The sequence below is a fragment of the Bradyrhizobium sp. 23 genome (genome assembly GCF_023073295.1).
GTDB classification, from domain to species: Bacteria; Pseudomonadota; Alphaproteobacteria; order Rhizobiales; family Xanthobacteraceae; genus Bradyrhizobium; species Bradyrhizobium canariense_D.
Genome location: NZ_JADPJF010000058.1, coordinates 20,141 through 31,954, shown reverse-complemented (window position 1 = coordinate 31,954; position 11,814 = coordinate 20,141). Strand labels below are relative to the sequence as shown.

Annotated in this window: 9 protein-coding genes and 1 pseudogene; 5 read left to right on the top strand and 5 right to left on the bottom strand. The window is 65.7% G+C overall.

Annotated elements, in window-relative coordinates:
* Positions 1-741 (top strand): SDR family NAD(P)-dependent oxidoreductase (locus tag IVB32_RS13690; RefSeq protein WP_247410599.1); only part of this gene is annotated, 741 nt, incomplete at its 5' end.
* A complete protein-coding gene (locus tag IVB32_RS13685; protein WP_256466579.1) occupies positions 738-1,964 on the top strand; it encodes a TIGR03862 family flavoprotein in 1,227 nt (408 codons plus the stop codon). The genes IVB32_RS13690 and IVB32_RS13685, both read left to right, overlap by 4 nt.
* Before the next feature lie 9 nt (positions 1,965-1,973).
* Here IVB32_RS13685 and IVB32_RS13680 read toward each other — a convergent pair whose 3' ends face one another.
* On the bottom strand, positions 1,974-3,191 hold the full coding sequence (locus IVB32_RS13680) for an MFS transporter (protein ID WP_247370817.1): 1,218 nt from the start codon (positions 3,189-3,191) through the stop codon (positions 1,974-1,976).
* A gap of 91 nt (positions 3,192-3,282) precedes the next feature.
* Here IVB32_RS13680 and IVB32_RS13675 point away from each other — a divergent pair, with 91 nt between their 5' ends.
* Positions 3,283-4,185: a LysR family transcriptional regulator gene (locus IVB32_RS13675; RefSeq protein ID WP_247369239.1), complete on the top strand. Its 903-nt coding sequence runs from the start codon at positions 3,283-3,285 to the stop codon at positions 4,183-4,185.
* Here the strand turns inward: IVB32_RS13675 and IVB32_RS13670 are convergent, their stop codons facing one another.
* The 3 genes from IVB32_RS13670 to IVB32_RS13660 all read right to left on the bottom strand — a co-directional run bounded on the left by IVB32_RS13670 (position 4,186) and on the right by IVB32_RS13660 (position 7,641).
* On the bottom strand, positions 4,186-5,265 hold the full coding sequence (locus IVB32_RS13670) for an alanine racemase (protein ID WP_247338091.1): 1,080 nt from the start codon (positions 5,263-5,265) through the stop codon (positions 4,186-4,188).
* A 64-nt stretch (positions 5,266-5,329) separates the two neighbouring features.
* A complete protein-coding gene (locus tag IVB32_RS13665; protein WP_247370814.1) occupies positions 5,330-7,135 on the bottom strand; it encodes an ATP-binding cassette domain-containing protein in 1,806 nt (601 codons plus the stop codon).
* A gap of 8 nt (positions 7,136-7,143) precedes the next feature.
* Positions 7,144-7,641, bottom strand: coding sequence for a YaiI/YqxD family protein (locus tag IVB32_RS13660; RefSeq protein ID WP_007609125.1), 498 nt, complete (start codon positions 7,639-7,641; stop codon positions 7,144-7,146).
* A 141-nt stretch (positions 7,642-7,782) separates the two neighbouring features.
* Here IVB32_RS13660 and IVB32_RS13655 point away from each other — a divergent pair, with 141 nt between their 5' ends.
* Entirely contained in the window at positions 7,783-8,583 is an 801-nt protein-coding gene (locus IVB32_RS13655; RefSeq protein WP_247370813.1) for a hypothetical protein, read from the top strand.
* Positions 8,584-8,745: 162 nt separating this feature from the next.
* Here IVB32_RS13655 and IVB32_RS13650 read toward each other — a convergent pair whose 3' ends face one another.
* Positions 8,746-11,118, bottom strand: a complete 2,373-nt coding sequence (locus IVB32_RS13650; RefSeq protein WP_247370811.1) for a xanthine dehydrogenase family protein molybdopterin-binding subunit — start codon at positions 11,116-11,118, stop codon at positions 8,746-8,748.
* Positions 11,119-11,328: 210 nt separating this feature from the next.
* On the opposite strand from IVB32_RS13650, the pseudogene IVB32_RS13645 reads away from it, so the two are divergent.
* Positions 11,329-11,814 (top strand): annotated as a pseudogene (locus tag IVB32_RS13645) (Ppx/GppA family phosphatase); the annotation flags it as partial.

Here is an 11,814-nt window from a genome sequence, read left to right as displayed (position 1 = left end):
ATCCGCAAGGCGGGCGGCACCGCCATGGCCGACGGCGCCGACGTCTCGAATTTCGAGCAGGTCACCGCGATGGTCGAGCGCGCCACCAAGGAGTGGGGCAGCGTGGACCTCTTGTGTGCCAATGCCGGCATTTTGCGCGACAAGTCGTTCGGCAAGATGGAAGCGGCCGATTTCCAGAAGGTGCTCGACGTGCACCTCGTCGGCACCTTCTATTGCTGCAAGGCGGCCTGGGCCGGCATGCGCGATCGCAACTATGGCCGCATCGTCCTGACGACGTCGTCCTCCGGCCTCTACGGCAATTTCGGCCAGGCCAATTACGGAGCGGCCAAGTCCGGCATGGTCGGCCTGATGAACGTGCTGGCGGAAGAAGGCCGCAAGAGCGACATCCGCGTCAACATCATCTCGCCGACGGCAGCGACCCGCATGACGGAAGAGCTGCTGCCGCCGCAGGCGCTGCAGTTGATGAAGCCGAACGCGATCACGCCCGCGGTCGAGTACATGCTGAGCGAGGACGCGCCGACCCGCACCATCATGGGCGCCGGCGCCGGCTCGTTCGCGGTGATCAAGATCGTCGAGAGCGAAGGCATCAACCTGCCGGAGTCCGAGTGGACCCCGGATGCGGTCGCGGCGCATTTCGCCGAGATCAGCGACATGTCAAAGGCGAAGGCGCTGCAGGGAGCTTTCGAGCAGACGCAGAAATACGTGGCGCAAGCCGCTGCGCGCGCCGGGGTAAAACTCTGACAGCGGTCGCCGTCATCGGCGCCGGCCCTGCCGGTCTGATGGCGGCCGAAGTGCTCGTGCAGGGTGGTGCTCGCGTCACCGTCTACGATTCGATGCCGTCCGCTGGCCGCAAATTCCTGATGGCCGGCCGCGGCGGGCTCAATCTCACCCACAGCGAACCGCTGCCTCAGTTCATCACGCGCTACCGCGAGGCGGCGCAGAGGTTGCAGGCTGCGATCGAAGCGTTTCCGCCTGACGCGCTGCGCGCCTGGAGCGAGGCGCTGGGCGAGCCGACTTTTGTCGGCTCCAGCGGGCGTGTGTTTCCGAAGGCCTTCAAGGCCTCGCCCTTGCTGCGGGCCTGGCTGCGGCGCCTCGATGCCGCCGGCGTGCGCTTTGCCTTTCGCCAGCGCTGGATGGGCTGGGACGGGGACGGACGGCTGGTCTTTGACACACCCGGCAGCGGCGCTGCCATCGCCGCGGACGCCACGGTGCTGGCACTCGGCGGCGCCAGCTGGCCGCGATTAGGCTCCGATGGCGGCTGGACGACGATCCTGGCCGACAAAGGCGTTGCGATCTCGCCGCTGCGGCCGGCGAACTGTGGCTTCACCGTCGATTGGTCCGAAATCTTCCGCACGCGCTTCGAGGGCCAACCGCTCAAGGGTATCACGCTGTCCTTCGGCCCACACCGCGCCCGCGGCGAGGCCACGATCACAAGCGGCGGGATCGAGGGCGGGGCGATCTATGCGTTGTCGGCCGAGCTGCGCGAGGCGATCGCAGCGAACGGCGCAGCGGTCCTTCACGTCGCGTTGCGGCCGGATGTCGATCATGGCGAACTCGTCAAGCGCCTGTCCGCCTCGCGCGGCAAGCAATCCTTCTCCAACTTCCTGCGCAAGGCTGCGCAGCTGTCGCCGGTCGCGGGCGGGCTGTTGCAGGAAGTCGCCATCGGTGCCGGCCAGTCGTTGTCGGCGATGTCGGCTGAACAATTGGCGGAGCTCATCAACGCCGTGCCGATCAAGCTCATAGGCGTCGCGCCGATCGCGCGCGCGATCTCCAGCGCCGGCGGGATTTCCTTCGATGAACTCGACTCGGACTTCATGATCCGCAAGCTGCCGGGCGTGTTCGCGGCCGGTGAGATGCTGGACTGGGAGGCGCCGACCGGTGGCTATTTGCTCCAGGCCTCGTTCGCGACGGGAGCTGCGGCGGGCAGGGGTGTGTTGCGACGGCTCGTCCAACTGTCGTCCTGACCATCCGCATCATGACGTCCCGGTCCGGGTTGCGAGATCCGTGAGGAGACCGAGCACGCCGAAGCTTGCCGCCACCGCGCAGACCATCGTCCAGCCGCCAAAACTCCAGGCCAGCGATGCCGCCGCCGCGCCGATGCCACCGCCAATGAAGAACAGCGCGACGAACAGGCCGTTCATGCGACCGCGGGCCTCGGGGCGCAACAGGTTGATGGCGCGGCGGCCCAGCGTCTGATCGGTGGTGATGCCGACGTCGAGCAGGATCGTGCCGAGGCTCAGTACCAGCAGACCGGTGATCTGGGATTCAAGCACGCTCGCCCAGGCACAGAGCGCAAGCGAGCCGATGATGAGCAGATGGGCGGCAAAGAACATCGGCCGCGCCCGGCCCTTGTCGCCCCAGCGTCCCGCGATCGGTGTCGCCGCGGCGCCCGCCACACCGATCAGTGCAAAAGCGGCAACTCCCTTGGCATCAAGATCGAACGGCGCCTCCGGCAGCCGTAGCGCGACCGCCGACCAGAACGCCGTGAAGGAAGCCATGACAAGCGATGCCGTCCAGGCCCGCACGCGCAGCACCGGCTCTTCGCGCAGCAGTCTTGGGAAGGACAAAAGCAATTCGGCGTAGCTCGCGCGTCCAGTCGGATGAAGAGTTGGAAGGTAACGGGCGAGTGCGCCGGCAAGCAGGGCCATCAGAGCGGCCGAGACGACGTAGTATGCACGCCAGCTCCAGAGATCTGCAATCAGGCTCGCCGCAGGTCGCGACAACAGGATGCCGATCATCAATCCGCCCATCACCTCGCCGATGGCCTGGCCGCGGCGATCCGGTGCCACCATGGATGCGACCAGCGGAACCATCATCTGGATCGCCGCGCCGCAGGCGCCGAGGATGAAGGTGGCGAGCAGCAGGAGCGAGGGCGTCGGCGCGAGCGCCGTCGCGAGAGCGGCGAGGATCGCGCAGCCGAGTGTGCGGAGGATGACAAGCCGGTTCTCGACCAGATCGACCAGAGGTACGAGCAGCAGCAGGCCGAGTGCGTAGCCCAGCAAGGTCAGCGTGCTGATCAGCCCCGCCTGCCACGCCGGCATGGACATTGACCGGCCGATCAGGCCGAGCAGGATCTGCGGCGCGAACAGATTGGTGACGACGACACCGGCGGTGATCGCGCCGAGCCAGATCAGGGGCCCCTCGGCGAGCTGGTTTCGGGACGCGGGCCTGGCGGTTTCGGAGATAGTCATGGGACCTCGCAGCTGTGGCGCGGGACCCTTTAAGCGGAGCGAGCAATATGCTACAATTCAAATAAGCCGATAAAGAATATGCGGGTTTGTTATGAATACCCATGACCTCGTCGCTTTCGTCGCCGTAGTCGAGACCGGATCGATTGTCGCAGCTTCGGCGCGTCTCAATCTCACCCAGCCTGGCGTGACCCGACGCATCCAGAATCTCGAGGAGATGTTGGGGGCGCAGCTTCTGGATCGGCTCTCGAAGCCCCTGAAGCCGACGGCAGCGGGGCATGAGGCCTACGAGCAGGGCAGGCGCCTGCTCAGGATGCTGGACGACCTCAAGTCGGGCGTTGCCAGCGACGGAATGGTCCGCGGCGAGTTCAGGCTCGGCCTGACGCCGTTTCTCTCGGAAGCGGGCTTGACCGCACCACTCGATGCGGTGCGCGCCGAATTTCCCGCGCTGGCGGTGCGGGTGGTCTCCGGTTGGTCGCCGAACCAGCTCGAGCGTGTCTGCCGCAACGAGCTCGATGCAGCCGCGATTTGTCTCCCCGACGGTGCAGTGCCGCCCGCCGATCTGGCGGCCGACGATCTCGGCGCGCAGCCCGTCGTCTTCGTCGTCGCACGCGAGATGAAGATCCCGCGCACCGTCGACCTGGAACGGCTGTCCCAACTGTCGTGGGTGATCAACCAGGACGGCTGTGGATTTCGCGATACGCTGAAGCGAAAATTCGATGCCTCGCATCTTCCGTTCAACATCGCCGTCGAGGCGCTGGACAGTGAGCTCCGCCTGTCGCTGGTGTCGCGCGGCCTCGGCGTCGGGCTGGTCACCCCGATCGCCCTCAAGCGTAGCCCATTTCGCGACAGGCTCAAGCCGGTCGCTGCGCGCGACTTCAAACCCGCCGTGCGCGCATGGGTGGTGCATCGCGCCCCCGCCGGTCGGCTGGAGCGGCCGATCAAACTCTTTCGCGATGGATTGGTCCGGGAACTCGAGGCACTGATCGGGGGCTAGCTATCGCAGCTTCCCCCGTGCCGCCACCGGCAGCGTGCCGATGATCTCCTCGCCGCGCACCATCACCACTTCGTCCATCATGTTGACGACGACGCAGACATGATTTGGCACGACCCGCACGACGTCGCCGACGTTAGGCCGGGTGTTGCTGCGGGAGAGGTCGAGGAAGCCGTGCTCCTCGGCGAAGCGTGCGATCTTCGCTTCGGGGTGCTCCAGGATGAGGCCGTGGCCGTCGAGGCCGCCGGTGTCCGTCGTCAGAGTCTTTGAGCCGGCGTCCAGAATCCCGCGCTCAGGCGCGGCGCGGCTGACCACGGTCGAATAGATGTGCAGCGCGCAGTCGTCCCAGGTGGCGACGCCGGCCGCGACCTGCATGCGGTCGTTATAGATGTAGGTGCCGAAGCGATGCTCGGTGCCGCCCTTGAGCTTGCCGAGGTTCTTCAGGTTCGGCGTGCCGCCGGTCGAAACGATTTTTGCATCCAGCCCGTGTGCGCGCACGCCGGCCAGAGCTTCGTCATAGAATTTTTGCGCGTCCGCCCAGCCGGTCTCGGTCGGATACATCATGAAACCGGCGAATTGCAGTCCCTTGGATGCAGCAATCTCCTGCGCCAGGGCAATGGCCTCGGCGGGCGTCTCGACGCCGGCGCGCTTGCGTCCCGTGTCGCATTCGACCACGACCGACAGCGGTCGGCCTGAGGCCGCAGCGGCCTTGGGCAGGCCGGCAACGACGGTCGAATTGTCGGCGGCGACCGTCATGTTGGCCTTCGCCTGCAGCGCCCCTAACCGCGCCATCTTCTCATCGCCGAGCAGGTTGTAGCTGATCAGGATGTCGTCGACACCGGCATTGACCATGATCTCGGCTTCACCGAGCTTCTGGCAGGTGATGCCCTTGGCGCCGGCCGCAATCTGCATCCTGGCGATCGTTGGGTTCTTGTGCGTCTTGATGTGGGGACGGTTGGCAACTCCGGCGTCGTCGCAAGCTTTCTGGATCCGCGCGATGTTGCGCTCGACCTTGTCCATATCGATGACGGCGCAGGGCGTGCCGTACTCACGGGCGATCTTGGCGGCAAGGGTCGTTGTCATGGAAATCTCTGAGTTGGCGCGCATCCTGTTTGCAAAAGCGGTGCCCACTTTTGCGAAATGCACGCTAGGCCTGTTCAATCTCTTCGCGCCGCACTTCGAGCTCCAGCCATTTGTCTTCGGCCTCGGCCAGTTCCTTTTGCGCCTTCGTCAGGGCGTCGGAAGCCTGGTCGAAGCGCTTGCGATCCTTGCGGAAGAGATCGGGGTCGTCAAGGAAGCGCTGCTGCTTGGCGATCTCGGCCTGCAGCTTGGCGATGGTCTTGGGCAGCGTCTCCAGCGCGTGTTGCTCGTTGAAGGTCAGCCGTCGTTTCGGGACGCTGGAAGGCGCGATGGATCGCTGCTCTCTCGTCTCTTCGACGGCCTTCGCAGTCGCGCGCTTCACGTCGGCGCCGCGCTGGGCCAGCATGTCGGTATAGCCGCCGGCATATTCGAGCCAGCGTCCGTTGCCCTCGGGCACGATCACGGACGTCACCACGCGGTCGAGAAAATCGCGATCGTGGCTGATCAGGATCACGGTGCCCTCGTAGTCGCTGAGCATCTCCTCGAGGACGTCGAGGGTCTCCAGGTCGAGGTCGTTGGTCGGCTCGTCCAGCACCAGGAGGTTGGAGGGTTTTGCCAGCGCGCGTGCCAGCATCAGCCGGCCGCGCTCACCGCCCGACAGCACCTCCAGCGGCGTGCGCATCTGTTCCTGGGCGAACAGGAAGTCCTTCATGTAACTGACGACATGCTTCGGCTTGCCGCCAACCATGACATGGTCGCCGCGGCCGCCGGTCAGCGCCTCGGCCAGCGTCGTCTTCGGATCGAGACTTTCACGATGCTGGTCGAGCGTCGCCATCTCGATGTTGGCGCCGAGCCGTATGCTGCCGCTGTCCGGTGCGCTGCCGCCGGTCAGCATCTCGATCAGCGTGGTCTTGCCGGCGCCGTTCGGGCCGACGATGCCGATGCGATCGCCGCGCTGGACGCGGATCGAGAAGCCGTCGACGATCTTTCGCTCGCCATAGGACCGGCTGATATTCTTGGCCTCGATGACGAGCTTGCCGGACTTGTCGGCCTCGGCAGCCGCGAGGTTGGCGTTGCCCGTCGCGCCGCGATGGGTGCGGCGCTGGTCGCGCAGCGCGTGGAGATTGCCGAGTCGCTTGACGTTGCGCTTGCGGCGGCCCGAGACGCCGTAACGCAGCCAGTGCTCCTCGTTGACGATCTTGCGGTCGAGCTTGTGCTGGTCGCGCTCTTCCTCCGCGAGCACCTCGTCGCGCCAAGCCTCGAAGGCACTGAAGCCGCGGTCGATCTGCCGGATCTGGCCGCGGTCGAGCCAGGCGGTGCTGCGCGAGAGATTGCCGAGGAAGCGCCGATCGTGGCTGATGATCACCAGCGCGCAGCGGCGGCTCTCCAGTTCACTCTCCAGCCATTCGATGGTCGGAAGATCCAGATGGTTGGTCGGCTCATCCAGCAGCAGGATGTCGGGCGAGGGCGCCAGCACGCGTGCCAGCGCGGCGCGGCGCGCTTCGCCGCCGGAGACATGCGCCGGATCTTCTTCGCCGCTGAGACCGAGCTGCTCGACCAGATAGCGCGCCTGATAGTGGTCGTCGCCAGCATTGAGGCCGGCCTCGACATAAGCGAGCGTGGTGGAGAAACCGGAAAAATCCGGCTCCTGCGGCAGGTAGCGAATGGTGGCGCCGGGCTGCACGAAACGGCTGCCGCCATCCGGTTCGACCAGGCCGGCGGCGATCTTGAGCAGCGTCGATTTGCCGGAACCGTTGCGGCCGATCAGGCAGACGCGCTCGCCGGTCGAAACCGACAGTTCGACGCCCGCCAGGAGCGGCGTGCCGCCAAAGGTCAGCTTGATATCGCGCAGTTGAATCAGCGGTGGCGCCATGCGGTGTCTCAGTCCTGTCTTGTTGCGGCCTGGTCGGCGCGGCGGCGCTGAATGCGGCGGATGGTCTGGTCGAGCGTCGACAGAAACGTCGAGCGGTCGCGCGGTGAATACGATTTCGGACCGCCGGTGACTTCGCCGGCCGAGCGCAAATCGGTCATCAGGTTGCGGACCGCGAGCGTCATCCCGATCGATTCCTCGGTGAACGCCTTGCCGTTGGACGCGATCACATCGGCGCCGGCCTTCACGCAGCGGCTTGCGAGCGGAATATCCGAGGTAATGACGATGTCGCCGGGCCCGGCGCGTTCGGCGATCCAGTCATCGGCTGCGTCCATGCCGGCACCCGCGGCGACCCGCTCGATCAGCGGATCCTGGGGCACGCGGATGAAATTGCCCGCGACCACGCTCACGGGCAGGCCGTGCCTGCCGGCGACGCGATAGATCTCGTCCTTCACCGGACAGGCGTCGGCGTCGACATAGATGCGGGTGGTGTTTTGAGGGTTCGTCATTGTCCGTAGATGGGGCTTGCGAAGCGGTTCCGCAGCAGCCGCGTGGTACCCCATTCGGGCCGCAAAGGCGAGGGGATTGACCCCGGTTCCTCAGGGCCTACGATCGGCCCGAAACAACAAGAAATTGGGGAAAGCCAAGCCATGCCGAACCGGCTCGAAACCTATCGCGTCGAGGCCTACAACACGGCCAAGCAATCCGAAAACAAGATGCATGACGACAATGTGGCGCGCCGTTTCGGCTTTTCCGGCGGGCTGGTCCCCGGCGTCGACGTCTTCGCCTACATGATGCATGTGCCGGTGGCGCGCTGGGGCCGCGATTTCCTGTCCCGCGGGCTGATCGAGGCGCGTTTCATCAAGCCGGTCTATGACGGCGAGACCGCCGACGTCGATGCGACCGAGCACAACGGCCTGCTCACCATCGAGGTGTTCAGCCGCACCGAGCTCTGTGCCACCGGCACGGCGTCGCTACCGGTGACTGCGACTGCGGTATCGTGGAGCGACTATGTCGAGGTCCCCGCGATCGTCGAGCGCAAACCGGTCAACCCGGCAACATTCGAGACCGGCAAATGGCTCGGCACGACGCCCCGCCGCTGGGCCGGGCAGGACGCAGCTGACTATCTCGCCGACATCCGTGAGGCCGATCCGATCTTCGCCCAGGAGGGGCTCGGCCATCCCGGCCTGATCCAGCGCGTCATGAACCGCGTGCTGGTGGACAACACGATCCTCGGCCCCTGGATCCATGTCGGCAGCCGCATGCAATTGCTGTCAGCCGCGCGCGCCGGTGACGAGATCACCGCGCGGGCCAAAGTCACCGCGAACTACGAGAAGAAGGGCCACCGCTTCGTCGAGCTCGACGCGCTGGTGGTTGCCAACGGCACGACGCCGCTGGCGCACTGCCAGCACATCGCGATCTACCAGCCGCGCGAGCAGGCGGCGGCGTAGGGAAGGAGCACAGCGCGTCCTCACACTCGCTGTCATTCCCCGCGAAGGCGGGGAATCCAGTACGCCGAGGCTCCTCCGTATCCCACGACCGTCTCTGGAATACTGGATCGTCCGCTTTCGCGGACGATGACAGCGGAGTTTGTGGCGACGACGGAACGCCCTTTACGCCGCTTTCCCCTTCGCATCCTGGATCGCGCGCCACACGCGTTCCGGCGTCAGCGGCATGTCGATGTGCTTGATGCCGTATTCGGAGAGCGCGTCGATCACCGCGTTCACGACCGTCGACAGGCTGCCGGCGCAGCCGGCTTCGCCGCAGCCTTTGCTGCCGAGCGGATTGGTCGTGGCCGGCACCGGGTGGTCGCCGACCGTCATGTTCGGAACGTCCTCGGCGCGCGGCAGAGCGTAGTCCATCAGCGAGCCCGTGATCGGCTGGCCGCTCTCGTCGTAGCGGACGTGCTCCATGAGAGCTTGGCCAATGCCCTGGACGACGCCGCCATGGAGCTGGCCTGCGACCAGCAGCGGGTTGATCACCGTGCCGAAATCGTTGACCGCGCTGTAGCGCACGATCTGCACGACGCCGGTCTCAGGGTCGATCTCGACCTCGGCGACATGGCAGCCGTTCGGGAAGGCTGACGGCACCGGTTCGCTGGTGTGATCGACGTCGAGGCTGTCGGGCACGCCCTCCGGCATCTTGCCGTCGTGCAGGCGCTTGGCGAGCTCCATGATGTCGATGCTGCGGTCGGTGCCGGCGATCGTAAAACTGCCGCCTTCGAATTCGATGTCGGCTTCGGATGCCTCCAGCATGTGCGCGGCGGCGCGCTTGCCCTTTTCGATCACGAGCTTGGCGGCGCCCACGATCGCCATGCCGGTCGCGGTGATCGAGCGCGAGCCACCGGTGCCGTTGCCGGTGTGGACGATGTCGCTGTCGCCCTGCACCAGCTTGACGCTGTCGAAGGGAACGCCGAGCTGCTGGCAGAGGACCTGCGCGAATGCGGATGCGTGGCCCTGACCGTAATCGAGCGTCCCGGTGATGAGCTGCACCGAGCCATCGGGATCGAACACGATCTTGCCGAGCTCGACGCCGGGAGGTGCGGTCACCTCCAGATAGGAGCCGACGGCGATGCCGCGCAGCTTGCCGGACTTCTTGCTCTCCTTCTTGCGCTTGGCAAAATTCTCGTGGTCGGAGATTTCGAGGGCCTTGTTGAAGACGGCCTGGAAGTCGCCGCTGTCATAGGTGACGCCGGAGGACGCGGCGAACGGCATCTGGTTCTGCTTGATGAAGTTGCGCTTCCGCAGGGTCAGCCGGTTGATGCCCATCTCGTCCGCGGCGCGGTCGATTAGCCGCTCCATGTAGTAGTTGGCCTCGGGCCGGCCGGCGCCGCGATAGGCGCCCATCAACGTGGTGTTGGTCAGCACCGTCTTGATGTCGACGGCCATCAGCGGCGTGCGATAGACGCTGGAAAAGTTCTTGCTGGTGTTGAGCGAGAGCGGACTGGGAGCAACGCCGGTGATGTAGGCACCGAGATTGCCGTAACCCGAGAGCTTGGCGGCGAGGAAATGCCCCTCGGCGTCCAGCGCGAGCTCGGCATGAATCTTCTGCGCGCGGCCGTGACTATCGGAGAGGAAGCTGGTCGAGCGCTCGTCCAGCCACTTCACCGGTCGTCCCAGCGTCTTCGCCGCGTACAGGATGCACATGTATTCGGGGTAATTGATGTTCTTCATGCCGAAGGAGCCGCCGACATTGGCGGTGAGAATGCGCACATTTTCGTTCGGCACTTTCAGATTCTTGGCGAGATTGGCACGGTTGCCTGCCACCCCCTGCGTGGGCACCTGAAGAGTGTAGCGCTCGGTCTTCTTGTCATAGGAGGCAAGGCCAACGCGTGGCTCCATCGAGACCACGGCGACGCGGGTGTTCTCGATGTCGACCTTGGTCACGTGAGCAGCACTGGCGAAGGCCGCGTTCACCTTGTCGGTGTCGCCATAGTGGTAGTCGAGCGCGACATTGTTCGGGATGTGGTCGTACAGTTGCGGCGCGCCGGGTTTTGCGGCTTCCTCGGGATCGGTCACCGCCGGCAGCGGCTCGATGTCGAGTTCGACCGCCTCGGCCGCGTCGCGCGCCTGGGCCAGCGTCTCCGCCACCACGAAGGCGACGGGATCGCCGACGAAGCGGACCTTGTCGGTTGCGAGCGGCTGGCGGTTGGTCTGGAGCAGGGGCGAGCCGTCACGGCTCTTCAGCGGCAGGCCGCAGGTGAAGGGGCCGTAGCCGGCCGCATCGAGGTCTTTGCCGGTCCACACCCCGAGCACGCCCGGCATCGCTCTGGCTGCATCGATGTTGATGCCGCGAATGACGCCATGGGCATGGGTCGAGCGAACGATCACGGCATGGGCCTGGCCGGGCAGGTTGAAATCGTCGGTGTAGCGGCCCTTGCCGCGCACCAGGGTATCGTCCTCCTTGCGGCGGACCGGCTGCCCGACGCCATATTTTTGCAGTGCAATAGCGTTTTCGAGCGTGGAGGATTTGGTGTGTTCTTGCATGGAATTGACCTGAAAAGCCGGCAAATGCGCGGTTTGGGGGGCGCCTGGGGTCCGGACCCCTCAAAAATAACCCACCGGCCCGCTCACGACAACGCACGAATGGGCATGGTCCCATGTGATGCGTTGTTGCGCAGGATTGGTGCGCTGCTAATGTTTCAGGCGAAAAAGCAATTCCAGATCGGCCTAACCGGCCGCGGAAAGACAGTTTGTATGAATGACCACACGCGGCTCCGCGACGGCCTTGCGCCGCACGGTGAGCTGGGGTCGATGGCGGCGGCGTTCGCCACTGAACCGGCCGTCGGCGCGCAAGCGCCGGGAACCGGCGTCTACGCGGCGCTCGACCTCGGCACCAACAATTGCAGGCTCCTGATCGCCTGTCCGACCCACGACGGCTTTCGCGTGGTCGATTCCTTCTCGCGCATCATCCGGCTCGGCGAGGGCGTCTCGGCAACCGGGTGCATCAGCGAGGCCGCGATCGAACGCGCCATCGTGGCGCTTGGCATCTGCCGCGACAAGATCAACCTGCGCAAAGCGCGGCGGCTGCGGCTGATCGCCACCGAAGCGTGCCGCGCCGCCTCGAATGCCGAAGGCTTTCGCAGCCGCGTCGCTGCCGAGACCGGGATCGAGCTCGAGGTAATCGACCGCGAGACCGAGGCGGCGCTTGCCGTGCTCGGCTGCTCGCCGCTGGTCGATCCC

Excerpts from the sequence above, each read along its gene's own strand:
- IVB32_RS13680 (WP_247370817.1), bottom strand. The coding sequence starts at position 3,191 with ATGACTATCTCCGAAACCGCCAGGCCCGCGTCCCGAAACCAGCTCGCC.
- IVB32_RS13675 (WP_247369239.1), top strand. The coding sequence starts at position 3,283 with ATGAATACCCATGACCTCGTCGCTTTCGTCGCCGTAGTCGAGACCGGA.
- IVB32_RS13670 (WP_247338091.1), bottom strand. The coding sequence starts at position 5,265 with ATGACAACGACCCTTGCCGCCAAGATCGCCCGTGAGTACGGCACGCCC.
- IVB32_RS13665 (WP_247370814.1), bottom strand. The coding sequence starts at position 7,135 with ATGGCGCCACCGCTGATTCAACTGCGCGATATCAAGCTGACCTTTGGC.
- IVB32_RS13660 (WP_007609125.1), bottom strand. The coding sequence starts at position 7,641 with ATGACGAACCCTCAAAACACCACCCGCATCTATGTCGACGCCGACGCC.
- IVB32_RS13655 (WP_247370813.1), top strand. The coding sequence starts at position 7,783 with ATGCCGAACCGGCTCGAAACCTATCGCGTCGAGGCCTACAACACGGCC.
- IVB32_RS13650 (WP_247370811.1), bottom strand. The coding sequence starts at position 11,118 with ATGCAAGAACACACCAAATCCTCCACGCTCGAAAACGCTATTGCACTG.